26 protein-coding genes are annotated in these 24,635 nt (G+C 45.8%); 3 read left to right on the top strand and 23 right to left on the bottom strand.

Going from position 1 to position 24,635, the window contains the following annotated elements:
- Positions 1-73: 73 nt before the first annotated feature.
- The 3 genes from BQ9856_RS21960 to BQ9856_RS21950 form a co-directional block, all read right to left on the bottom strand.
- Positions 74-1,324 (bottom strand): LysM peptidoglycan-binding domain-containing protein, encoded by a 1,251-nt coding sequence (locus tag BQ9856_RS21960; protein ID WP_077612910.1) that lies wholly within the window; start codon positions 1,322-1,324, stop codon positions 74-76.
- Between the two features lie 62 nt (positions 1,325-1,386).
- Positions 1,387-1,986, bottom strand: a complete 600-nt coding sequence (yyaC, locus tag BQ9856_RS21955; protein WP_077612909.1) for a spore protease YyaC — start codon at positions 1,984-1,986, stop codon at positions 1,387-1,389.
- Between the two features lie 144 nt (positions 1,987-2,130).
- Positions 2,131-3,222, bottom strand: coding sequence for a hypothetical protein (locus tag BQ9856_RS21950; protein WP_077612908.1), 1,092 nt, complete (start codon positions 3,220-3,222; stop codon positions 2,131-2,133).
- A 170-nt stretch (positions 3,223-3,392) separates the two neighbouring features.
- Here BQ9856_RS21950 and BQ9856_RS21945 point away from each other — a divergent pair, with 170 nt between their 5' ends.
- Positions 3,393-3,659, top strand: coding sequence for a hypothetical protein (locus tag BQ9856_RS21945; protein WP_077612907.1), 267 nt, complete (start codon positions 3,393-3,395; stop codon positions 3,657-3,659).
- Positions 3,660-3,766: 107 nt separating this feature from the next.
- Here BQ9856_RS21945 and BQ9856_RS21940 read toward each other — a convergent pair whose 3' ends face one another.
- The 3 genes from BQ9856_RS21940 to BQ9856_RS21930 all read right to left on the bottom strand — a co-directional run bounded on the left by BQ9856_RS21940 (position 3,767) and on the right by BQ9856_RS21930 (position 6,992).
- Positions 3,767-5,113, bottom strand: a complete 1,347-nt coding sequence (locus tag BQ9856_RS21940) for a glucose-6-phosphate isomerase (RefSeq protein ID WP_077612906.1) — start codon at positions 5,111-5,113, stop codon at positions 3,767-3,769.
- A 111-nt stretch (positions 5,114-5,224) separates the two neighbouring features.
- Positions 5,225-6,166, bottom strand: coding sequence for a hypothetical protein (locus tag BQ9856_RS21935; protein ID WP_077612905.1), 942 nt, complete (start codon positions 6,164-6,166; stop codon positions 5,225-5,227).
- Positions 6,167-6,293: 127 nt separating this feature from the next.
- The gene (locus BQ9856_RS21930) at positions 6,294-6,992 is read right to left on the bottom strand and encodes a 5'-methylthioadenosine/adenosylhomocysteine nucleosidase (RefSeq protein WP_077612904.1); all 699 of its coding nucleotides are present in this window, start codon (positions 6,990-6,992) and stop codon (positions 6,294-6,296) included.
- 145 nt (positions 6,993-7,137) lie between these two features.
- On the opposite strand from BQ9856_RS21930, the gene BQ9856_RS21925 reads away from it, so the two are divergent.
- The gene (locus BQ9856_RS21925; protein WP_077612903.1) at positions 7,138-7,386 is read left to right on the top strand and encodes a TIGR03905 family TSCPD domain-containing protein; all 249 of its coding nucleotides are present in this window, start codon (positions 7,138-7,140) and stop codon (positions 7,384-7,386) included.
- A gap of 59 nt (positions 7,387-7,445) precedes the next feature.
- On the opposite strand, the gene fsa is transcribed toward BQ9856_RS21925, so the two are convergent.
- From fsa to BQ9856_RS21885, 8 genes are all read right to left on the bottom strand, one after another.
- The gene (gene fsa, locus BQ9856_RS21920) at positions 7,446-8,102 is read right to left on the bottom strand and encodes a fructose-6-phosphate aldolase (protein WP_077612902.1); all 657 of its coding nucleotides are present in this window, start codon (positions 8,100-8,102) and stop codon (positions 7,446-7,448) included.
- A 17-nt stretch (positions 8,103-8,119) separates the two neighbouring features.
- Positions 8,120-8,515, bottom strand: a complete 396-nt coding sequence (locus BQ9856_RS21915; protein ID WP_077612901.1) for a cupin — start codon at positions 8,513-8,515, stop codon at positions 8,120-8,122.
- Positions 8,516-8,534: 19 nt separating this feature from the next.
- On the bottom strand, positions 8,535-9,461 hold the full coding sequence (locus BQ9856_RS21910; protein WP_077612900.1) for a transketolase family protein: 927 nt from the start codon (positions 9,459-9,461) through the stop codon (positions 8,535-8,537).
- On the bottom strand, positions 9,462-10,262 hold the full coding sequence (locus BQ9856_RS21905; protein WP_077612899.1) for a transketolase: 801 nt from the start codon (positions 10,260-10,262) through the stop codon (positions 9,462-9,464).
- A gap of 25 nt (positions 10,263-10,287) precedes the next feature.
- Complete coding sequence (locus BQ9856_RS21900; RefSeq protein ID WP_077612898.1) at positions 10,288-11,124, bottom strand: carbohydrate ABC transporter permease; 837 nt, start codon at positions 11,122-11,124, stop codon at positions 10,288-10,290.
- Between the two features lie 2 nt (positions 11,125-11,126).
- Positions 11,127-11,999 carry a carbohydrate ABC transporter permease gene (locus tag BQ9856_RS21895; RefSeq protein WP_077612897.1) on the bottom strand — a complete coding sequence of 291 codons (873 nt, stop codon included), beginning with the start codon at positions 11,997-11,999 and terminating at the stop codon, positions 11,127-11,129.
- A 63-nt stretch (positions 12,000-12,062) separates the two neighbouring features.
- Positions 12,063-13,421, bottom strand: a complete 1,359-nt coding sequence (locus BQ9856_RS21890; protein WP_077612896.1) for an ABC transporter substrate-binding protein — start codon at positions 13,419-13,421, stop codon at positions 12,063-12,065.
- On the bottom strand, positions 13,418-14,125 hold the full coding sequence (locus tag BQ9856_RS21885; RefSeq protein WP_077612895.1) for a FadR/GntR family transcriptional regulator: 708 nt from the start codon (positions 14,123-14,125) through the stop codon (positions 13,418-13,420). Before BQ9856_RS21885 ends, BQ9856_RS21890 begins: the two co-directional genes overlap by 4 nt.
- 566 nt (positions 14,126-14,691) lie before the next feature.
- Here BQ9856_RS21885 and BQ9856_RS21880 point away from each other — a divergent pair.
- Positions 14,692-15,711: a right-handed parallel beta-helix repeat-containing protein gene (locus BQ9856_RS21880; protein ID WP_139348747.1), complete on the top strand. Its 1,020-nt coding sequence runs from the start codon at positions 14,692-14,694 to the stop codon at positions 15,709-15,711.
- Between the two features lie 90 nt (positions 15,712-15,801).
- On the opposite strand, the gene BQ9856_RS21875 is transcribed toward BQ9856_RS21880, so the two are convergent.
- From BQ9856_RS21875 to fabF, 9 genes are all read right to left on the bottom strand, one after another.
- Positions 15,802-16,419, bottom strand: a complete 618-nt coding sequence (locus BQ9856_RS21875) for a nucleoside recognition domain-containing protein (protein WP_077612893.1) — start codon at positions 16,417-16,419, stop codon at positions 15,802-15,804.
- Between the two features lie 354 nt (positions 16,420-16,773).
- Entirely contained in the window at positions 16,774-17,172 is a 399-nt protein-coding gene (locus BQ9856_RS21870; RefSeq protein ID WP_077612892.1) for a HipA N-terminal domain-containing protein, read from the bottom strand.
- Complete coding sequence (locus BQ9856_RS21865; protein WP_077612891.1) at positions 17,162-17,731, bottom strand: HipA domain-containing protein; 570 nt, start codon at positions 17,729-17,731, stop codon at positions 17,162-17,164. The genes BQ9856_RS21870 and BQ9856_RS21865 overlap by 11 nt, the downstream gene beginning before the upstream one ends.
- 455 nt (positions 17,732-18,186) lie before the next feature.
- Positions 18,187-19,308 carry an NAD(P)H-dependent flavin oxidoreductase gene (locus BQ9856_RS21860; RefSeq protein WP_077612890.1) on the bottom strand — a complete coding sequence of 374 codons (1,122 nt, stop codon included), beginning with the start codon at positions 19,306-19,308 and terminating at the stop codon, positions 18,187-18,189.
- Entirely contained in the window at positions 19,308-21,032 is a 1,725-nt protein-coding gene (locus BQ9856_RS21855; protein WP_077612889.1) for an acetyl-CoA carboxylase carboxyltransferase subunit alpha, read from the bottom strand. Before BQ9856_RS21855 ends, BQ9856_RS21860 begins: the two co-directional genes overlap by 1 nt.
- A gap of 21 nt (positions 21,033-21,053) precedes the next feature.
- Positions 21,054-22,406, bottom strand: a complete 1,353-nt coding sequence (locus tag BQ9856_RS21850; RefSeq protein ID WP_077612888.1) for an acetyl-CoA carboxylase biotin carboxylase subunit — start codon at positions 22,404-22,406, stop codon at positions 21,054-21,056.
- Positions 22,407-22,416: 10 nt separating this feature from the next.
- Positions 22,417-22,839 (bottom strand): 3-hydroxyacyl-ACP dehydratase FabZ, encoded by a 423-nt coding sequence (fabZ, locus tag BQ9856_RS21845; protein ID WP_077612887.1) that lies wholly within the window; start codon positions 22,837-22,839, stop codon positions 22,417-22,419.
- Positions 22,840-22,906: 67 nt separating this feature from the next.
- Positions 22,907-23,383 (bottom strand): acetyl-CoA carboxylase biotin carboxyl carrier protein, encoded by a 477-nt coding sequence (gene accB / locus BQ9856_RS21840; RefSeq protein ID WP_077612886.1) that lies wholly within the window; start codon positions 23,381-23,383, stop codon positions 22,907-22,909.
- Positions 23,384-23,393: 10 nt separating this feature from the next.
- Positions 23,394-24,632 (bottom strand): beta-ketoacyl-ACP synthase II, encoded by a 1,239-nt coding sequence (gene fabF, locus BQ9856_RS21835; RefSeq protein ID WP_077612885.1) that lies wholly within the window; start codon positions 24,630-24,632, stop codon positions 23,394-23,396.
- Positions 24,633-24,635 lie beyond the last annotated feature (3 nt).

Here is a 24,635-nt window from a genome sequence, read left to right as displayed (position 1 = left end):
GCAGTTTTCTCCTAAAAATGCCCATATATAGTTGTAGTATACATCATTTTAGGAAGAAACGCATTACTTTTTTCTACGGAAGGCGTAATTTTTGGCCCGAAACGATCTTATTTTCATCCTCTAACCCGTTGAGTTCACAAATTTCCTTTAATTTATCCACATTTTGGTATTCCGCAATGCAGATACCATACAGAGTCTCTCCCTCCTGTACCACATGGATGCGGGGGCTCCCGCTTACGGCTTCCGCAGTCTCCTGACCGGCTGATTGGGATTCCTTGGGCGCTGCAGCAGCATTTTCGCCTGCCGGTTCCGTCTGAACGGCGGCCTGAGTCTCCTGGCTTTTTGCTGTTTCCCGGGCCGGCTCTGTTTCCGCCTGGGAAGAAGCCGCCACAGCCGTTGATTCCGGCATGGTCTCAGACATGGTCTCCTTATTCACTGCCGTCGTAGGATAAACGCCTCCCTCCGCTTCTTCCACAACTACCCTGGATTCGCCTTTGCCTTCTTTTTCCGGGTTCTGCTTTCCGATCAGGAGCTGCTCCGCCTTAGCCGGGATTACAGACGCAATCACGCTCTCCATATCCCGCATTTTTTCATAATTGCTGAACATAACAATTCCGCCAGCTAATATGACGACTGACATGGCCATACACAGGCCCCGGAGAAGCCCGGTCGTTTGATGCTTGTCCGTTGCTTCTTCCTTATTCTCGTCCATCCGCTTGCGGAATTCTTCGATTACCTTATCATTTGTATCGATTTCGGTACGTTTTACATCCTTTCGCAGAACCATATAGTCCTGCATCATCTGGTTGCGCTCATAATAAATGCTATATCCCCGAAGCTTATAAAATCCATCCTCTGACGTTATGTAAATCGTTTCATCTCCGTCTGCCCCATTGGTTAAATACATCAGCTTGTTGGGACCTGCAAAATACTGGATATGTTGTTTCCAGTAATTAAGGGGACTTAAGTCATCTCCCGGCCTGCCGCATAAAAACCAGCCCTGGACAGACCGCTTCGGAAAAAGCTGTTCCATATTCTGATAGGCTTTTTTCCAGTCCAGCTCCGAAAATGTAATCTTCCGGCCGGCCTCCGTCACGTTCTCCATTTCCAAAGCTCCGTCAATGAAGATATATGGCGTTCCGTCATTCAGTTCCAGACTTCCTAACAGAAGACCGACCCGCAGTTCCTGTCCACCTGCAGGATACAGACGTTTTAAATAAGTATTTACATAATCTTCCACATATAATTTTACGATCTGATCCCGCTCCCCGATCTGCCTGATATTCTTGGGCAGCTTCGGGAGCGGATTGTATAATTCATCCATTGGCTCACCCCGCTATTCTTTTTAATCCAATGAATCATAGCATACAACAGGTGCAAAACGTGTCAAAGCAGGGAAGTGTTTTCCCATAACTTTTCGACAAGATAAATACTGCGGCTGATGCAGTCTGCCATGCGCATGACGACGGAAAGCCGGATGCTCTGCAGCATCAGAGGATCGTAATTTCCGCAGCTTCCTACGATTCCTGTTATAAAGATATCTCCCACGGCCCGCAGCTCCTTGCTGACGCCAAGGCCAGGCTTTAACGCTCCCTTTCCCAGAGTTACATAGCCGATGTGTTCAATATTTCCAACCGATGCATCCACTGCCACTACCACATGATTTGGGTAGCGCAGCTTTAAAATCGTCTGGTAAGTCTCTAAGTTCATGGCGTGGACCGGCCGTTCCAGGGTTCCCAGGATTTCTATGTGTTCCAGGCTTTCCTCCTTTAGCTTGTATCCGATCAAGGGCCCAAGGCTGTCTCCTGTAGAACGGTCGGTCCCGATGCACAAAAACAATACCCCCGCTGCTTTTCCGTTCTCCTGCTCCGTACATATCATATCATAAAGTCTGGAAGCAAAGTCCTCTGCTTCAAAGGTCTGTTTCGTATCATAATAAAAAACGTCCCGGTTTCCGCGGATCGTAATTCTTTCCCATAATTTCATAATATCCTGCCTTGCTGTCCTTATTTTCTCTGTTCTATTATAAGCCGTGATTTATGGAATTATTCACCACACAGTCCGGGAAAATTACGAAAAAAACAGGTGCAGGATAAACGCACTTTCATGCCTTCTTCCTGCACCTTATTTTTATTCCTTAAGACTCTTATAAAGGATCTCTGCTTCACTGATGGTAGAAGCTCTGCCCATTCGGATCATATCAGCAAGTTCATCAAGCTTTTCCGGAATCATGAATTCCTTTCCCACATAAGACGCATAATTATCATTAATAAACAGGGTCTGTTCCTTTACCCGGATTTCCGCCTCCCTTACATTTGCCGCCGCTTCTTCATAATCTTCTTTCAGCCGGTCAAGCCTTTCCCTGCTGTTACCGGCAATCTCATCGGCTATGATAGTCTTTGTCACCTTGTCAAAGGTATTTAAGGCCTCCTTTTTCTGATCAGCGATGTCCGCTAAGTCCTGTTCGGTCCGGGCAATCTCATCATCATATTTTTCCAGGTTATAAACGGCTTCGTCACGGTCCCGCTTAATATTCCGGGTAATAACCCGGATCTTCCTCTTATTGGACTTCATAAGGTCTCTGATGGACCTCCCATTTTTCAATACGTTCTGATGCCTTACCTTGGTCCGGTTATTAATGAGGATATAAAGACTTCCAAAGAAAAGGATGGTTGCAAAATATATCCCAATGAGGTGGTATAAGGACTTTACCGGAAGCAGCAGATAGATTCCGCAGGGAATCGCAAGAAAACACAGGAGTATGGTCACAAACAGCAGGAAGAATTCACTGATCCCGCTCGGAAAATACAGTGCATAATACCAGCCGCTTTTACAAAATCCCGGTACCCGGTCCTGTTGGAATGCTGCCTTCATCTTAAGCTTCAGCTCCCGGTTACTGCTCTTAAGCTCCTCCGTCTCCTCTTCGATCCGTTCCCTGATTCCCTGGCTTTTTGCCTTCTCCCGCTTATTTCTCATCCGTTTTAAGCGGTCCTGTTCCCTGGCTATTTCCCTGTCATAAGTATTGTTAATTTCTTCGATCCGCTTCTTTACCGTAAGGCTGATGGCATCTGTCACAGCCCTTCTTTCTGCATCCAGTTCCTTTTCCAGACGTTTTTCTTCAAGACGGAACCTTTCCAACAAACTCTTGCTTACAGATAATTCCTGGACGGCTCTGCACGCCTCTCCAAGAAAACCAACCTGATCTGATATGGGTTGCGCCATCTAAAGTCTTCCTCCTTCGGTTTTTCCTACAACGATTCTATCATATTTTTCATAGTTTTACAATGTCCGCCATATTCCTGCTTGCCTTTTTCCATTCATTAATGTTATAATCGTTGCATTATTATAACAGCTTTATACATCCGTTTATTTTAAGAAGGGAAAATCCATTTATGTTTCGCATGTGGGGAAAAATAATCAAAGACACCAGAATCGAGAAAGATACGGTCATCTGCATCTCTGACTACAGCCTGTCCAGAACTTCCATGGTCTTTCAGGCGCTGGATGATATGTGTTACCAGTTTGATCTGGGAAAGCCCATGTGGCTGGATGCCACCATCCATGAGTTTCAAAGGCATTCCAAAGCACGTTTTACGCAGGATAATTTTATTGAACACATTGAATTTGATTTTCTTGAAATTCAGGTCATTGAAGAATAAAGGAAGCGGCCCGAAACTAATACGTTTCCAACCGCTTCCTGCTAATATTTCAGCATGTAACAACCATATGTTTGTCTGCCTGTTGATTCTGCACCATACCGGCACCACTATAATCTCTTTAACAATTCCTCTCTTTCCTTTTCATACCCCGGCTTTCCAAGCAATGCGAACATGTTCTTCTTATAACTTTCCACACCTGGCTGGTTAAACGGATTCACGCCCAGGATATATCCGCTGACGCCGCATGCGTATTCAAAGAAGTAGAACAGCTGACCCAGACTGTATTCATCCTGCTTCGGAATCTTTACCATGAGATTCGGCACATCTCCGTCGGTATGGGCCAGAATGGTTCCGTTCATGGCGCTCTTGTTGACAAAGTCAACACTCTTTCCTGCCAGATAATTCATACCGTCGGTATCAATTTCTTCCTCCTTAAGAAGAATTTCTGCCGGTGATTCCTCTACATTCAGCACGGTTTCAAACATAATCCGGGCCCCATCCTGAATAAACTGTCCCATAGAGTGCAAGTCTGTGGTCAAATCCACTGCTGCCGGAAAAATACCCCTTCGGTCCTTTCCTTCGCTCTCTCCGAATAACTGCTTCCACCATTCGGAAACATAATGAAGGCTTGGCTCATAATTTGCCACGATCTCAACCGTTTTTCCTTTTCGAAGCAGGATGCTGCGCACAGCCGCATACCGGAGGGCGCCGTTTGATTCGTAAGGAGCTTCCAATGCTTCCTTTCTGGCTGCCTCGGCACCTTCCATCAATTTATCAATATCAGCGCCGGACACCGCAATCGGAAGAAGGCCGACCGCCGTAAGCACTGAGAAACGTCCTCCTACATCATCCGGAACCACAAAGGATTGATATCCTTCCTCATCAGCCAGATTCTTCAGCGCGCCCCTTGCCTTGTCCGTAGTGGCATAAATCCTCTTATTTGCCTCCTCACGGCCATATTTCTCAATCAGCATATCCTTAAATACCCGGAAAGCGATGGCCGGCTCTGTGGTCGTACCGGATTTCGATATAATATTAACGGAGAAATCTTTTCCTTCCAGCACATCCTTTAAGTCCTGGATGTATTTGCTGCTGATGCTGTTTCCAACGAAATAGATCTCCGGAGTTTTACGTTTTCCTTTTGGCAATACATTATAAAAGCTGTGGGATAAAAATTCTATGGCTGCCCTGGCACCAAGATAAGAGCCGCCGATACCTACTACAAGCAGTACGTCAGAATCATTTTGAATCTTCTCTGCTGCCACCTTTATTCCCTGGAATTCTTCCTTATCATATTCCACCGGAAGGTCGATCCAACCCAAGAAATCATTGCCTGCCCCGGATTTGTTCATCAGCACATCCCTTGCGCACATCACTGTGGCCTTCATATTCTCCATTTCTTCTGCTGATACAAAACCTGCTGCCCTGGAATAATCAAAAATTACATTTCCCATTGCTAATATTCTCCTTTTCCTTTTGTTTCAGGTTCCTGACTGCCTGTTTAGGAAAATTATATCATAGAATTCTTCTAATTGCGACATGATTTTCTTCTGCCTTCCAAATGTTCATGTCAGATACTCCTGGAGTATTTCGCCAATAAGCTTTAACTCATCAGGGCTTAAGTCTTTAAGCCAGTCCTCTCCCTTTCTGCTTCCTCTTCCTTTTTCCCGGCTGGCCGCAATCTGTTCCAGACTGCGCTTTAAATAATCTACATCACGCCTGGAACCTTTCATCTCCCCGGGCCCTTCCCCTCTTCCGGATACTTCTTCTATATCATCGGAAAACTCTTCCAACGGCTGCTTTTGAGAATGGGCCCTTAACGGCTTTTCCATGTGCTCGGCCCTTAACCGCTGCCTTACACTTCTCCTGTCCGCCTTCTTGTCCGGCTCCGGCTCATTTTCAGCTCCGTTTCTTGCTGATGACGGATAAATCGTCCTGATATTTTCACGGGTCTCCAAATGGGGCCCCGGTATTGCCTGCATTTCCTCCCTATCCTGATCCAACCGGTAAATGAGCGTATTCTCCAGATAATTGTCCAGCGCCGCAAACAGCTGCTGCCGCTTCTCTGAAATTCCTGCTCCGTGATCCACCAGAATGGTAAACAGCCCAGCCATGATTCCCACCGAACCATACAACACGATGTAATAAGGGTCCGTGCGGAACCAGTAAGAGGCAAATGCCGCCGCGCCCCCGGCCAGGAAGCACCAGAGCGTCATTTGATTGGAAAACATGTTCCAGCCATGGAGTGTTATCCCCATATATTTAAAATCATACATCTGCCGTTCCAGGTACGGCCTGACCTTTGGGATTCCCTGGTTTATCTGATATGTAGTTTCCGTCTTCTGCTTAAAAGCCCGAAGACCCTTGTTCTTGGTCAGTGACATGTTATCGGATTCTTTGATCAATCTTTTGTAGAGGTTACGTGTCAGCCATCTGGTGATAACGCCGACACCGCATAGGACTGCCAGCACGTATAGCGCTTTGCCTGTCTGTAAAAATTCCAGCATAATAATAGCTCCCCTTTCTTCCCGGCATCTCCGGGTGATAGGTTTATTATAATCACCCGAACTGCCTTTGGGAAGATGAGAGAGCCTAGAATCGTTCGTCAAATCCTGCCAGGATTCGATTCTCAACTTAATATGAATACCGTTCGGCCATAGCTAAAATAAGGTTCACGGAGTGCTTCACCGCCTTAGCTTCAAACTCGCTGTAGTCCATATTTGCGCTGTCATCCGCCTTATCTGAAATGGCTCGGATGATCAGAAACGGGATATGGTTTAAGTATGCCGCCTGTGCGATAGCCGCTCCCTCCATCTCCGTACAAAAGCCCCCGAATGTTTCCGAAATCCACTTCTTTTTAACCTTATCAGAAATAAACTGGTCCCCGGATACTACCCTTCCGGTAAAAATTCCAATCTCAGGATTTACCTCTCTGCAGCATTCGAAGGCCAGTTCCCGAAGCGTTTCATCGGCCGGGAAGGAGAATTCCTTCATCTGCGGGATCTGTCCTGCCGGATAGCCAAAGCCGGTTGCATCCATATCGTGATGCACCGTATCCGTAGACAGAACCACATCGCCGATGTTTATTTCATTTTTCAGGGAACCGGCGATTCCGGTATTGATGACTGCGGTTACATGATAATGGTCTGCCAGTATCTGGGTACAGACCGCAGCATTCACCTTTCCGATGCCGGAACGGACCACTACCGCTTCCTTTCCTTTTAATATTCCTCTATAAAAATCCATTGCTGCTATGGTTTCTACCGTTACATCCTGCATGGCTTTTTTAACTTCTGCCACTTCCACATCCATAGCTCCGATAATTCCTAACATCGTGTTCCTCCTTTTTCATGGTATTTGCTTTCTATTATAACGGTTCCCGGCCGGTTTGCAAAGAACTATTGACATCCCCTTATGGATTTCGCTATAATTTTAAGGTTCATTGAAATGAAGGTTTTATGAAGCGGAGGAATCAATGATGAAATTTAAAACACATGGCGTTTGTTCGCAGGAAATCAATTTTGATGTGGAAGACAACAGGCTGTCCCACGTTCAGTTCGTAGGAGGCTGCTCCGGCAATACCCAGGGCGTAGCCCGCCTGGTGGAAGGAATGGAAGTCGATGAAGCCATCCGGCGCCTGGAGGGGATCCGTTGCGGTTACCGGCCTACCTCCTGTCCGGACCAGCTTGCGGAAGCATTAAAGAAATACAAAGAAGGACTACAGTAAACAGAGCGCTGCAGAATGACGGAATCATCAAGCCATCCTGCAACGCTCTTTTTATGATTTTACGCTTCCCCGAATACCGCCTTATAATCAGCCTGGAACTTGGCAATTCCCTGAGCGGTCAGCGGATGATTTACCATTTGTTCCAATACCTTATATGGGACAGTGGCAATATCGGCACCCGCTTTTGCACAATCGGTTACATGAATGGGATTGCGGATGCTGGCAGCTATTATTTCCGTTTTAATATGGTTTATTTTAAAAATCTCGGTTATTTCCCCGATCAGGACAATGCCTTTCATGGAAATATCGTCGAGGCGGCCCAGAAACGGCGATACATAGGAAGCTCCCGCGCGTACGGCCAAAAGAGCCTGCGCAGCGGAAAATACCAGAGTTACATTGGTCTTAATACCTTCCCCGTTCAGTACCTTGACCGCCTTTAAACCCTCTATTGTCATTGGAATTTTAACCACCATATTGGGATGAATGGCAGCGATCTCCCTTCCTTCCCGGATCATACCTTCCGCATCAACGGTTGTTGCCTTAACCTCTCCGTTTATAGGTCCGTCAACGATGGCTGTGATTTCCTTTATAACCTCTTTAAAATCCCTTCCTTCCATAGCGATCAGGGAAGGATTGGTGGTAACGCCGCAGATGATCCCCATATCATTGGCTTTTCTGATGTCTTCTACATTGGCTGTATCAACAAAAAATTTCATGTTTTCCTCTTCTTCCTTTATGCAAGACTTCTTATCTTTGCAATCTGCTCTTGATCAAGCTGTAATATATCACTGTTTTCCATAGAAGTATTGGAATCTTCTATTAAAATCATTTTTGTATCTTTCTGGGTGATGGTATTATGCCACAGGGATGCCGGTATGTTAAATACCTTTCCTGGCACCATTTTAACAGCGCCGAATTCCAGGCCTTTCTCCGTTTCATTGGCATAAATAAGGGTGCATGCACCTTCTGTCAGCACAAAGAGTTCATCCGTTTTATTATGCCTTTCCAGACAGTCAATTCCAGTGACGTCATTGGCCGGTTTCCAGTTTTTGATGCCAACAGTCCATTTCTCATTTTCGTATACTCTCTGCATGCCTTCACCGGCAAATTCATAATCCGCAATATTCATTTTTATTTTGACCCTCCCTTTATTTTAACAGCTCTCTGCAGGTTTTTACTACATGTCCGGCGGTCAGTCCGTAAGCTTCAAAAAGCTGGTCCGGTTTTCCCGACTTTCCAAATTTATCCTGTATGCCCATGATTGCAAATCTTGCTCCTGCATGACCGGCCAGGACTTCTGCAACCGCAGAGCCAAGACCCCCGATCACGGAATGCTCCTCCAGCGTTACAATGCCTTTACAGGTTTCATTCATTTTTAAAATGATGTCTTTATCAATCGGTTTGATGGTATGCATATTCACAACAGAAGCATGGATGCCTTCCTTCTCAAGTTCTTCAGCAGCCTTTAATGCCTCAGGGATCATCAGACCGCAGGATATGATACAGACGTCATTCCCTTCTCTCATCACATTGGCTTTGCCTGGTATAAATGGTGTTTCCCGGGTTGTTATATCCTCGCAAACCGGTCTTGCCACCCGAATGTACACCGGTCCGTTTATTTCAGCTGCGGCCATCACGGCTTTCTCCGTTTCCGCCGGATCACAGGGAACAAAGATGGTCATATGAGGCATTTCCCTCATAAGAGCAATGTCTTCGAAGGACTGGTGGCTTCCTCCATCCTCTCCTACGGAAAGGCCGGAATGGGAAAAGCCGAACTTCACATTTGCATTGGTGTAGCAGATGGAATTACGGATCTGCTCATAGGCCCGCCCAGCCCCGAATAATGCGAAAGTACTGGCAAATGGTATGTATCCGGTATTTGCAAAGCCTGCTGCCGCGCACATCATGTTTGCTTCCGCAATTCCCATATTAAAGAAACGGTCCGGATACTCCTCTTTAAACATACAGGTCTGGGTGGCATGTGCCAGATCCGCATCCAGCACCACTACTTTCTCATTTTCTGCCCCTAATTTTACAAGGGATTCTCCATAAGCAACTCTCAGCGACTTTCCCATTTATCCTACCTCCTGCTCTTTCATTGCCTGGTCAAATTCTTCTGCATTCATGGGCTTTCCATGCCAGCCGTACTGGTTCTCCATATAGGAAACCCCTTTTCCTTTTATGGTATTGCAGCAGATAAATTTCGGCTTGCCTGATACCGGAGCCTTTAAAGCCTTTGTTATGGCATTGATATCATGTCCGTCAGCTTCCATGCACGCAAACCCGAATGCCTCAAATTTCTTAATAATATCTCCAAGGCCCATTACTTCCTCATTGCTTCCGTCAATCTGAAGCCTGTTATAATCCAGCATGAATGTGAGATTATCCAGCTTGTAATGGGCGGCCGCCATAGCTGCTTCCCATACAAGCCCTTCCTGGCATTCCCCATCACCCAGGACCGCATAAACCTTATAGGACGCTCCCGCGTGCTTCGCGGCAAGTGCCAGGCCCATTGCAAGGGATGCACCCTGCCCTAAAGAACCGGTATTCATATCTACTCCAGGTGTCTTTGTACAGTCCGGATGGCCCTGTAAGTGGCTGTCAATCTGCCTGAGCCCTGCCAGATCCTCCTTTGGGAAATACCCCAGGTCTGCAAGGACCGCATATAAAGCAGGGCATGCATGTCCTTTGCTTAATACCAGGCGGTCCCTGTCCGGTTTATCCGGATTCTTAGGGTCCACGTTCATTACTTCATAATAGAGCGCCATAAGCATCTCCACACAGGATAAGGATCCTCCTGGATGTCCTGACTGGCAGGCAAATAACATCTTAAGGATCTCTGCCCGCAATTCTTTTGCCTTCAAATCGTACTGCATAATTATTTTCCTCCTTATTAACGGCTTAACCTTTGACTGCTCCTGCTGTCAAGCCTTCCACTAATCGCTTCTGAGCGAAGAAGAACATGATACATACCGGTATAATGGTTATGATACCACCCGCAGTAAGCAGATCCCATTGAACCCCAAGCTGTCCGATCAGGCTCTTTAATGCTACCGGAATGGTACGTGTTTCTGTATTGGTAAACATCACGGCAAATGTATATTCATTCCATGATGTCATAAAGATGTAAACACCGGTAGCAACCAGGCAGGGCCCCAGAATCGGAAGAATGATCTTTACAAAAGCAGTACCTCTGTTGCAGCCGTCTACCAGAGCCGCTTCCTCTAACGACATGGGAAGGTCATTTAAGAACCCCAACAGCAGCCATACGGAAAACGGAATGGTAAATGTGGTATAAGATAAAACCAGAGAGGCCGGTGTGTACAGCAGCCCCATCTTACGCATAATGGAATACAGCGGGATCAGCAGCAATACCGTTGGGAACATATTGTTGCAGAGGAAGGTACACATCAGAATCTTTCTTCCGGTAAACTGGTATCTGGAAAAAGCATATGCCGCAAGGGTCGATGCCGTTAAAGATACCAGGGTTGTCATTGCGGCCACGATGAAGCTGTTCTTGATCGCAGCAAGGAAATTGACCGTTGTTGTAAAAAGCTTCCGGTAGGACTCAAACGTAACAGATCTCGGCCAGTATGTAACAACCATGCCGTAAAGTTCATCCCCGGGCTTTACAGACGTAATGAGCGTCCAATAAAACGGAAATAAGATAAAGAGAAGAATTACAATCAAAGGAAGGTAAACACACATAATCTTTTTTATGTCAACTTGTTTTTTCATCCTTACACCTCCTCTTTAAAATTCATTCTCAGATACGGAACCGCCGCAAATAACAGAAGTACTGCCAGCAATAATGCCATTGCCGATGCATAACCCAGATTCAGCGCATTTCCCTTATTGAAAATATAAACGCTGAGCGTCTGGGTAGAATAGGCCGGTCCGCCTTCTGTCATGTTAAAGATCACATCCACGGAATTGGCAACCCAGATGACGCGGAGCAGCGCCGTCACAAAAATCGTATTTTTAATTGACGGAATGGTTATATAAAATAACTTCTGCCAGGGCGATGCCCCGTCAATGTCAGAAGCCTCGTAAATATCAGCCGGCACTCCCTGTAAGGCTGCCAGAAGCATGAGTGCGAAAAACGGTATCCCCTGCCATATAATCGTGACAATGACACTTGGAAACGCGGTCGTCACCTGGGACAAAAACGGAATCTTATCCGTAATCAAATGAAACTTTAACAATAGATCGTTCAGCACGCCGAAGTTCCCGTCATAGATCCATCTCCACATCAATCCGATCAAAACACCCGGCGTAACCCAGGGAATCATGCTGACCGCCCTGACCACTCCCCGCCCTGCAAACTCCTTGTTTAAAAGAAGAGCCAGAATAAAACCGAGCAGGAACTGAAAGCCAACACCGCATACCACCCAGACAACGGTCCGCCAGAGAGCCCCCCAGAAGAGCGGATCCCTGCATGCTGCCGCATAGTTGGAAATTCCGTTAAATGCAATCTCCTTCGGTCTTCTGAGATCATAGTTCTGAAAGCTCATAATGATTGCATTGATAACCGGTATGAACACCACGCACAGGATGATAAGCACTGCCGGAGCAACTAATACATACGGCCATATTGTCCGTTTCTTAACCATTGGTATTTTCCCTCCTAACTGGTTGGGGCTGCATATTTAAGCAGCCCCTGACATTTATATTACCTATTGATACAGCCCATCCTGTAAGGTCTTCATACACTGTTCGGCAGAAATGCTTCCGGTCAGCGCCTGAGAAACAGTATTCGGCCAAAGATTGGAGATCCACTCGGTTGTCGTATCAAGGATCGGAACGATACCTGCAAACTTCTGTCCGTCAATGGAGGCTTTCATAAAACGGTTATTCTGGAAGAAATCAGACTCCTGGACGCTCTTGCTTACCGGAACATTACCGGTTCCCTCACACCACATTTTCTGACCTTCTCCTGCTGCCAGATAGGATACCCACTCAAAGGCAGCCTCTTTGTTCTCACAGGATTCGAATATAACTGTTTCCGTATCACCCATTGATGTCCACTGACCCTTGCCTGCCGGGAATGGAAATGCAGATACATCATCCCCGAATATTTTTTCCATATCCTTGCTGGACCCTGTATGGTGAATGGTCATTGCAGTCAGTCCTGACTGGAAGTTGGCAATGATCTCACTGAATCCGTCACTGGTCGCTGTGGGAGGTACATAGCCTTTTTTATAAATATCAATGAAATCCTGCATGCCCTGTACCGCCTCAGGCGTTGTCAGATCATCAAAACTTCCACCCCGTCCATATACAAAGCTGCCCCATGGCTCCTGGCCGCCCTTTGCGCCTCTCATACCATAGCCGTATACGTCGGTCTTTCCGTCACCATTCGTATCCATGGTGCACTTTTCAATTGCCTGCAGGAATTCCTCATAGGTCTTCGGCACCTCGATCCCTGCCTTTTCAAAGATGGATGGTCTGTAATATACATACAGAACCTGGACATTCCATGGCATTACGTAGATCCGTTCCATGTCTCCGGCCTCTTTCATAATGCTGTAAATATTATCATCAATATCCGCTTTTTTATCCCAGGCATCAATCATCGGCGTTAAGTCAGCCAAAAGGTCGTTATTTACAAACAATGGCGTGGAAGTGAGTTTCCATGTGGCACAGTCGATATCCCCGCCGCCCATCTTGGCATTAAAGAGGTTCTCCGAGTATGCGCCTCCATCCCAGGGGCTCTCTTCTCCGACTACGGTTATCCCCTTCCCGTTTTCGTCATTGAATTTTTTGATAATATCCTGCATGAGCTGGGAATACTCCGTATTATCAGCCCAATAACGGAATTTTATGGTACACGGTTTTATATCCCCGGCAGGAGCCTGTCCTTCCTTTGCCGAGGTGGTCTGCGTACCTGCTGTTGTAGTGTTTGTACCTGCTGCTGTGGTCTCTGCTGCTGTGGTCTCTTTGCTGCCCGAAGAACAGCCTGCCATTGCTCCTGCAGCCATTAGAGCTGCCATCAGAGCTGCCATTGTTTTCTTTCCGAGTAATCGTTTCATCATTTTTGTTCCTCCCTTTCCCTTACATCATTTAGTGTTTCCCACACATGCCGTTCGGCCAGAAATTTAGCTTCCATATAGCTGCCGTCGGCAATTGCTTTATAAATACCCCTGTGGCTTCGCTTTGCCCGCTTGAAGCTCTCAAGGTCATTATGGGTTTCTACGTGGCTGCGCCTGATGGATTCATTGATTATGGGGACCACCCGAATGAGTACTTCATTATGGGTGCATTCCGCTACCGCAGTATGGAACTGCACGTCCATCTCTGCCGTGGAGGTACTGTTGATCTGAATCTGGTCCATCTCCGCTACCAGCCGCTCCAGATTCTTCATATCCTGAGGCGTAGCCCTTTGTACCGCCAGCCCCGCAATCTGAGGTTCAATTAACATCCGGGTTTCAAACAGATTCTGGATCAGATACTTCTGGTCCGTAAAATGCAGTCCCAGCGGATCTTCTCCAATCCCTGTTCCCGCACTGACAAAGGTTCCGCTTCCCTGGCGGATGACCACTACATTTTCTGCCCTTAAAAACTTCATGGCTTCTCTTAATGTAGAACGGCTTACCCCAAAAAACTCTGTCAGTTCCTTCTCCGTAGGCAGCCGGTCTCCCGGCTTCATCTCCCTCTGGATGATCATGGTCTTCACCTTTTGAGCCGTTGCCATGGGAAGAACATCCATATTCTGCATCTTATCTATATTTCTTCTCATAGCTCCTCCTTTTCGCAAATCCGCATGTGTAATTTGTATACAAATAAATTGTTTTGATGTTCCTATTTGGTTATTTTTGTTTTTCGTCTGTCCTAATACTAGCATAACATATGACGTATGTAAATATATTTTTTATATTTATTTAACTTTTTATTATAATATCACAATTACATCCCGGTAATTTTATTCATATTATACAAATATTCAAAATAATTCATCATACCTTTTATATTATCAACATACCAATTGGTATGTTGTTTTTGATTTTGTACATATTATTTGAAGAATTTAAAGGATTTAATCGCTGCCCTATTAAGTATTAACAGGATTTTACTGTAAGAAATTTTCTTAATAAAATATAGATAATGATTAAGATTATTTTAAAATACTTTACATCCTTCAAAACAATATGATATACTGATATTAACAAAATTTGATAAATATTCCATAAATAAGGCGTTGGTATGCTGAATATTCACACAGGCTGCATTCATTTACTTTTCGCTAGAAAAACCGAACCAAATAACTGGTACGGGATCTAGATAAATAAGAAAGGAGTTTTAATTATGAGAAAAGGGAAAAGAATCACCAGTATCATCATGACTTGTTTAATGATTGCTAGTTTATGTTACTTCAGTCAAATTCCGGCAAGCGCGGCTACCACCTATTATTATGTATCACCAAGCGGAAGTGATTCCAACGACGGAATGACAAAGGAAAAGCCTTTTAAAACATTAACAAAGGCTTTATCAAAGGCAAATGCAGGAACTACCATATTTTTAATGAACGGGACGCATAGCTATTCATCGACTTTCAAGCTGAGCGCAAACGGGACTTCCGGTGAACCAATTAAAATTATGAATTACAGCGGACATAAGCCAGTGGTCGATTTCTCCGGACAGCCCTACGCAGACAGCTCCAGAGGTTTCCAGATTTCCGGGAATTACTGGATCATCGCCGGCCTTACAATCAAAAATGCCGGTGATAACGGAATATATATCAGCGGAAATAATAACCGGGTTCAGGACTGTAACATTTCGGGCTGCGGCGATACCGGACTCCAGATGAGCAACGGTGCCTCAAACAACCGGATCACCAGAGTTACATCGACCGATAATTTTGATTCCAAAACCAACGGGGAGAACGCCGACGGCTTTGCCGCCAAATTAGACATTGGACCCGGAAACGTATTTGAAAACTGTACGGCTTTGAACAATTCTGATGACGGTTTTGATTTTTTTAGAGCCGGAAATGCCGTGAAAGTTTATAATTGCGAAGCATCTTACAATGGAAAGGGCGACGGAAACGGACAGGGATTCAAAGTAGGCGGCGATTATACTGCGGACAACCACTATCTGGAAGGATGTGTGGCAACCGGCAACAGAAAAAGAGGTTATGACCAGAATAATAATACCGGTTATATTACTCTTAAAAACTGTACCGGCACAAGCAACGGCGTTAATTTCTATTTCCCCAAGGCACCGTCTTCCGGCAAGCATCAATTTACAGGCTGTATCTCCGTAAGCGGTAAAAGCAAAGATGTGATCGTCGGTGCAAACGTTAAGGATTGTTCTTTTAATAATTAATCCGTTTCAATAATTTCAAATGAGTAAAAGTATCTAAAGAAGACGGGCGTGCTGAAAACACGCCCGTCTTTACTGCCCGGTATTGAAAGCCTAGCGATCCAGCAATTTACACGCAGCCACGCCTACGAGAGTTGATATCAGGGTCGCAACAAGAGCCGGCCCTACCACGGCCGTAGGATTCGGACTTCCGTACTGGCTTCTATAGGCGATCATATTGACCGGCAGTATTTGCAGAGAGGAAATATTAATGATAAGAAATGTGCACATCTCATTGTTTGCAGTCCCTTCAGAAACCGGTTTTACCGGACATTTTCCCGTGGGAGCCTCACTTCTGCGTTTTTCTTCCAGCTCTTTTAAAGCCTCCATCGCCTTAAGCCCTGCCGGCGTTGCCGCCCAGCCAAGCCCCAGTATATTTGCAATGATATTGGTAGAAATATACTCCAGCGCTTTATGTTCTTTCGGAATCCTGGGAAAAAGGAAACGGAGTACCGGGCCCATTCTCCGGGACATCCGTTCGATCAGGCCCGATTTCTGGCCGATTTCCATGATCCCGGTCCAGAACGACATGATTCCCAGCATGGTAATGCACAGCATAACCGCTTCCTTCGCCGAGGTTAAAGCCCCATCTGTCACCGCATTCAAATTCCCATGAAAGGCCCCCCACAGGACTCCTGCCAGCATCATAAATGCCCAAAGATAATTTAACATCGATCAATCCATCTTCTCTTTTCTTTGATTTATCTTATTCCCTGGCAGAGATAGTTATGTATCTTCGAGCTAAATAAATAAGGGCAGATACCGTAATAAATCGTATCTGCCCTTGTATACTATCAAAATATTTTAAAGAGTTTACTCAGAAGCAGAAACTCTCTCGACAACCATAAAATATATAATCACAATAATAATCAATAATACACCGGAATTTTTAAATATATCTTAAGGCAATCCTGACATTCTTTATCCTTATTGAACTCAATTATATAACAGTCATAGCCTAACTTTTTATTCAATATTTTAATAATATCCAGCTCAAAAAAAATTTACACTCTCTTCCTTTACAATCTATATAATACCGGGCTCTATTACCTCATCCTCTGATATTATCGGATTTACAAAAGAAAATGTATCAATGGGTAACTTTACTCCACTTCTCTTAAGTAATTCAAATTCATCATATTCCTGCATACCATATTTATTTAAAATCTCGTTAATTCCTCTTCTTTTCTTATCTGGAAGTCTTCCAGAAAATACCGGAAACATGTTTTTACTATGATAAACTTCATCTATACTGGGAAATGGAACTAACGGAGAAAATCCATTTTTTAATGCTTCTTTTACTTCATCGCAATATTTAAAACAATATGAATCTTTCTCGCGAATCAATTCACTTACAATATAGTTTGTTCTGGTTTGAGGAGATTTCCAAACCAATTTAATAAAATCCATCGAATTATTTTTCATTTTCTTGCTCCTTATGTCCAAGTAAATTATGCAATATATTTACTTTTCCCTGCAAAAATTTAAAAATCAGAGTTTTCCTTTCCAAAGTTATATAATCCTGAACATCTATCAGAATATTTTCTATACATCCATCAGTTAATACGTCTACCATTTTATTTGCTATATGAAAAGAAATTCCAGGACACTCTTTTAGTAGATATTCAATCACTTCTTTATGTGATGGATGTTTTTTTACTTTTGGATTCAATCTGACAAGTGATCTCGATTTTGTATCTATCAATGTTTTAAACCTATTCGTATCCTTTCCTAAAAGAAGGGATATATCTTCTTCCAGAACATAACAACACAAGGAAGAACCATTATCATATAATGGAGAACGTCTTACCCGGGAACCATTTGATGTTGTAAGCAACGCCCAATTATTTTGATGTCGGTCCGTATTACCTATTAAAAAATCGAAAAAAAGCATTTCAATCCACACACTGCTCGGTACATAATCTCGAGTTGAATCTAAAATATGATGTAAGCTATAATACTCTTGAGTCTGATTATCAAACATTGATTCGTCATCGTATCCTTGCCATAATTTATTAATATAACTAATTCCTTCTATTAATTCTTCGTGGCTTTCTTACACCTAATTTCCCTCGCAGCGAGAACATATGTTTTGTTTTACCGCATTTTTTAAATATATTAACAACCTTTATATTGAATTTAACATAGTAACCGTGTAAAAGCAATATAAATACTGCCACAAGGCTTAAAATCTGTACATCTTCCATGTCTGAACCCACATAACTTTATTGTACGATTCATAACCGGAAGAAACACGCTCTGCGAGTTTCTCCAGTTATCGCGGCAGTCGCCAAGTGAACATAAACAGGGGTAAGGTTCTTTTATTAAAGAGCCTTACCCCTGTTTCAATTTTTAAACCGGCAGTTTCATAACAATTTTCGTAAACTGATGTTTTTCTTCGATAAGAGACACTGGTATTCAAGACACCCTCTCTGACAATCAGTTCTCTCCAACCAGATCCTTCATAACCGCTTCCACGGTTTCCAGCCGTTCCGCCCGGTATGCGTTGCTCCCGCAGAATACCAGGCCCTCATCGGTCCGCCCCTCTGCTGAGTTAACCAGAGCCTTAGTTATGCAGTAAGGAATCGTCTCCCTGTCGCATTTATCCAGGCACTGATAACAATGCTCCAGCCGGAACGGATTCTTACCAACGCCTTTTAAGAACGGATTTTTGATCGCCCTGCCAGGCATTCCCACCGGGCTTTTGGTAATGACGATATCCTCTTTTTTCGCATGAATATAGGCCTGCTTAAACGCTTCCGGCGCATCGCATTCCACCGTGGTCACAAAGCGGGTCGCCACCTGAACGCCGTCGGCTCCCAGGGAAAGCTGACGCATGACATCTTCATGGGAATAAATACCGCCTGCGGTTACCACCGGGATCTCCTTATTGTATTTATCCGCATATTCCTTTACCAGGCGTATGATACCTCTTACCTCTTCATCATAATCGGCCTGTTTATAGGTGCGGTCCACATCTTCCGTATCCACGCCAAGCTCCGCAAGATGATCTCTGGAAAAACCCAGATGGCCTCCGGCCAGAGGCCCTTCAATCACAACCAGGTCCGGCGCGCGGTGGTACTTGCGGTCCCACATCTTACAGATGACCATAGCAGATTTCACCGTTGAAACAATGGGAGCTATCTTGGTTTTCAGCATGATTCCGGCTTCTTCCGCTGCCTCTGCCACATATTCCGGCAGGCTTACAGGCAGGCCGGCTCCGGATATGATTAAGTCCGCTCCGGCTTTCACCGCCTTTTTTACATAACTGGCATAATTTTTTGTCGCAACCATGATGTTAAAGCCAATAATTCCTTCCGGTGCGATTTCCCTTGCCTTTTTCATTTCCTGGCCAATGGCGCGCAAATTCGCTTCCAGAGGATTTTTCATAAAATCAGGTTCCCGAAAGCCGATCTGGGCAGTGGAAATGATCCCGATCCCTCCTGCCTTTGCCACCGCTCCGGCTAAGGATGAAAGGCTGATTCCAACCCCCATGCCTCCCTGGATCACCGGATTTTTTGCCACCAGGTCTCCTATTACCAATGGTTTTAATGTTCCCATTACATTCTCCTAAATCTTTCATATCTTTGATTTGCAAGTTCTTCCTTTGTCATGGCAAGGTATGTGGCAAAAAATTCTGCCATAGCCCGATCCATTTCGTCCGCGATAGCGGAAAGATTTTCTGCACAGGCCGGCTCTTCTTCCGGAATTATCCGCTCTATGAGACCTAACTCCATTAAATCCCTTGCCGTGATCCTCATGACCCGGGCTGCGTCATTTGCCTTTTTGCTGTCCTTATAAAGAATGGAAGCAAAGCCCTCGGGAGAAAGAATGGAATAGATGGCGTTTTCCATCATCCAGACTTCATTTCCCACCGCCATGGCAAGGGCTCCGCCGCTTCCTCCCTCTCCGATCACAATGGAAAGGACCGGCACGGTCAGATCCGACATTTCAAATAAGTTCCTGGCTATGGCTTCCCCCTGGCCCCTTTCCTCTGCCTCCAGGCCGCAAAAGGCTCCCGGTGTATCTACAAAGCAGATCACAGGGCGTCCAAAGGTTTCCGCCTGTTTCATCAAACGCAGGGCCTTCCGGTATCCATCCGGTGACGGCATTCCAAAATTACGTTTGATGTTATCCTTTATGTTCTTTCCTTTTTCCTGTCCGATAACGGTTACAGGCATTCCATGGAAGGAAGCGATGCCGCCTACGATGGCTCCGTCGTCTTTGAAATAACGGTCTCCGGCTAACTCCATAAAGTCATCAAAAATCGCATGAATATAATCCGTTGCCACAGGACGGTTTACACTTCTGGACAATAAAACCGTATCCCAGGCGCTTCTTTTATTCTTTCTTAAGCGGAACGGTTTCTTTTTTCCACCATCCGGTTCTGCTTTCGCAAGGTTATCCACACGGAAGGCCTTCCTGGTTTGTGGATTGTGGAGCTTTAAGATGGCGGATAAGGTTCCTTTCATCTCTTCTCTGGGTACAATCTTATCCAGGAAGCCATGTTCAAGCAAAAATTCCGCCCTCTGGAATCCTTCGGGAAGCTTCTGTCCGATGGTCTGCTCAATGACGCGGGGTCCCGCAAAGCCAATGAGCGCTCCGGGTTCCGCCAGAATAACGTCACCAAGCATGGCAAAGCTGGCTGTCACTCCTCCGGTCGTGGGGTCGGTAAGCACACTGATATAAAGCTGGCCTGCTTCGTGATGGCGCTTTAAAGCCGCCGAAGTCTTCGCCATCTGCATCAGGGATACGATCCCCTCCTGCATCCTGGCTCCGCCGGAGCAGGCAAAAAGGATCACCGGAAGCATTTCTTTCGTAGCCCGTTCCACTGCCCTTGCGATTTTCTCTCCCACCACATGGCCCATACTGCTCATGATAAACCGGGCGTCGCAGACTCCGATAACTGCCTTTTGACCGTTTATTTCACAGGATCCTGTCACAATGGCCTCGGAAAGCCCGGTCTTCTCCCTGGCTGCCGCAACCTTCTTTTCATAGCCCGGGAAATCCAGAGGATTGGCAAATTCCATCTCCTTATCCCATTCTTCAAAGGTTCCCTCATCCGCAGTCATCTCGATTCTCTGGTAAGCATGGATGCGAAAGTATCCTTTGCATTTGGGGCAGACGAAATGGTTGTTCCTTACATCCTCTGCATAAATGGGCTGGCTGCACTTGTTGCATTTTTTCCACAGCCCTGCCGGAATATTCGGTTCCTCTGTTTTATCTGGAGTCTTGTACTTGCTGTCTATCAGTGTATAGGTTTTCTTAAACATGGTTCTTAACATAAGATACACTCCTTTACCTGCTTACCGGACATAATCCGGGAAATATTTCGGGATAAAATCCGTATCCACATCTCCGTCACGGTAAGCCTCATGACTCAAGATATCAAACTGGAAATCTACATTCGTTTCGATTCCCTCAATGATCAGCTCCCCGAGGGCGCTTCTCATCTTTGCAATGGCTTCTTCCCGGTTCTTTCCATGGACGATCATCTTCATCAGCATAGAATCATAGTTGGCCGGAACCTTATAATCGTTGTAAATGTGTGTGTCAATGCGGACTCCGTTGCCTCCGGGTACATGGACATTTTTTATGAGGCCCGGACACGGCATAAAGTTTTTCGCCGGATTTTCCGCGTTGATCCTGCATTCGATGGCATGCCCCGTAATGGAAACGTTCTCCTGCTTAACACTTAAGGGCTCTCCCGCCGCGATCCGGATCTGTTCCTTGATCAAATCCAGGCCGGTTACCATTTCCGTCACCGGATGCTCCACCTGGATCCGGGTGTTCATTTCCATAAAGTAAAAATTCTTATGCTTATCCAGAAGGAATTCAATGGTTCCTGCATTTTCATATCCCACGGCCTTTGCCGCGCGGACAGCAACCTCTCCCATCCGGTACCGCAGCTCCTCAGAGATGGCAGCTGACGGCGATTCCTCCAACACCTTCTGATGGCGCCGTTGAATGGAACAGTCCCGTTCCCCCAGATGCACCACATTTCCAAATTTATCTGCCATGATCTGGAACTCAATGTGCCTTGGTTTTTCAATATATTTTTCAATATACATGGTATCATCGGAAAATCCCTTTACCGACTCCATCTGGGCATTTTTAAAATTGGCCTCGAAATCCTCCAGGCCCCTTGAAATTCTCATACCCTTTCCGCCGCCGCCGGAAGATGCCTTGATCATGACAGGAAAACCGATCCTTTCTGCCATGGCCTTTGCCTCTTCCACATGACGTACCGCTTCCTTTCCGCCCGGGACCACAGGAACGCCTGCCTCCATCATGGTCTTTCTGGCTTCGGATTTATTCCCCATCTTATGAATGATGTCTTTCGAAGGGCCGATAAATGTAATGTTACATTTTTCACAAAGTTCTGCAAACCTCGCATTTTCAGAAAGAAAGCCAAACCCCGGATGGATGGCATCCGCCTTCATGGCCACAGTCGCCGTGAGGATCCGCTCCATGTTTAAATAGCTCTGGGTCGAGGGCGCCGGACCAATACAGATGGCCTCATCCGCCAACAGGGTGTGAAGGCTTTCCCGGTCCGCTTCCGAATAAACGGCAACCGTCTTAATTCCCATTTCCCTGCAGGCCCTTATGATACGCACCGCAATCTCACCGCGGTTGGCAATTAAAATCTTATCAAACATAGACATGCACCTATCCAATCATAAATGTCAGTTCCGCGCTGGCTGCCAGCTTGCCGTCCACGGTTGCTACCGCTTTTCCCACTCCTACAGGGCCTTTGCGTTTTATGATCTCACATTCCAGCTTAAGCCTCTCGCCCGGAATGACCTTATGCTTGAATTTCGCCTTGTCAATACCGCCGAAGTAAGCGATTTTTCCCTTATTTTCTTCCAGGCTTAAGATGGCCACAGCGCCTACCTGAGCCAGCGCTTCTATAATCAGGACCCCCGGCATCACCGGTTCTTCCGGAAAATGCCCCCGAAAGAAGGACTCATCGTAAGTCACACATTTATATCCGGCCGCTTTTACACCCGGCTCAAACTCCTCGATGCAGTCCACCAGTAAAAACGGATGCCTGTGAGGAATGATTTCCTGAATTTCCTTTATACCTAACATCATGCTCTCTCCTTATGTTTGAAAAGAGAGGCCCAGCCTCTGGGCCTCTCTTAGGTTTTAAAACGGCTTACCGGATACGGAACAGAGGCTGACCGTACTCCACCACGTCTTCATTGCCTACCAGAATAGCTTCCACCACACCATCGTATTCACATTCAATCTCATTCATTAACTTCATGGCCTCGATGATTCCAAGGATCTGTCCCTTTTTCACCGTATCTCCAGCCTTAACAAACGGTTCACTGTCAGGGGAAGAAGCATTGTAAAATGTTCCGACCAGAGGAGAAGATACGATTCTTTCCGAGCAGATTCCATCCCCAGCCGTTTCCTCATCCGTCCCATCTGAAATGGTATGAACCTGGAGCTTCGGCTGTGCGAAAATACCTGCTGCCATCTCTGCCGGCATAACAGCATTCCCGGATACGGTCACAATCTCCTTTTCCTTCTTAATGGAAAGCTTTAAATCTCCCTCTTCCATCTTAAAGCCGGTCAGGCCATTTTCCGTAACAGCCTGCATCAGCCTGATAATATCATTTATTTCCATTGACTGCCTCCTACTGTTCAAACTTCTTCACAAGGATGCTTGCATTGTGTCCGCCAAATCCAAAAGAATTGCTGATAGCATATTTTACGTCACAGGCGATCCCCTCGCCCTTCGTATAATTTAAATCACAGCCTTCGCCTTCTTCCGTAAGACCCGCAGTGGCATGTACAAATCCGTCTTCAATGGATTTTACACACACAATAAATTCCACACCGCCGGCCCCGCCAAGCAGATGACCAACCATGGATTTGGTAGAACTTATTTTCACCTTTTTTGCATGATCGCCTAAAGCTGTTTTAATTGCCAGGGTTTCAAACAGATCATTATGGTGGGTGCTGGTGCCATGAGCATTGACATAATCCAGATCTTCCGGAGCAATTCCGGCATCCTTTATGGCTTCCGTCATGGCTCTTGCAGCACCGCTTCCGTCTTCTGCCGGAGAAGTGATATGGTATGCATCACAGGTAGCCCCATATCCCGCTACTTCGCCGTAAATAACTGCACCTCTGTTAATCGCATGTTCAAGTTCTTCCAAAACAACCACACCGGCACCCTCGCCCATTACAAAACCGCTTCTGTCCTTATCAAACGGAATGGAGGCACGAAGCGGATCATCTGCGGTAGAAAGTGCCGTAAGAGCCGTGAACCCAGCTACACCGATCGGCGTTATACTGGCTTCCGTACCTCCCGCCACCATCACATCCGCTTCCCCATACTGGATGGACCGGAAAGCCTCACCAATGGAATTGGTTCCTGTTGCACAGGCCGTTACCACATTGATGCATTTACCCTTTAACCCAAACTGGATGCTCACGTTACCTGCTGCCATATTGGAGATCATCAGCGGAACCAGAAGGGGATTGACTCTTCCCGGACCTTTCTCCAACAGCTTTTTATGTTCACGCTCCAGAGCCTGCAGGCTTCCGATTCCGGAACCTACGCTTACGCCCACCCGGTAAGGATCTTCTTTTTCCATATCAATGCCCGACATGGACAGCGCTTCTTTGGTCGCTGCCACCGCGAGCTGGACAAACCGCTCCATTCGTTTGGCTGCCTTTGGATCCATGTAATCCTTTGGATCAAAATCCTTCACTTCCGCCGCCAGCTTTGCCTTGTAATCCGTTGTATCAAACTGGGTGATCGGCCCTATTCCGACCTTTTTTTCCTTTAAGCCATTCCAGAAGCTTTCCACATCATTTCCTATCGGGGTAATGGCTCCCATACCGGTTACTACCACTCTTCTCTTCATACA

The organism is Clostridium sp. Marseille-P2415 (assembly GCF_900155545.1).
In the GTDB taxonomy this organism is placed as follows: Bacteria; Bacillota; Clostridia; order Lachnospirales; family Lachnospiraceae; genus Lacrimispora.
The sequence above is the reverse complement of the archived record's forward strand: the minus strand, read 5'-3'. Positions and strand labels throughout refer to the sequence as shown.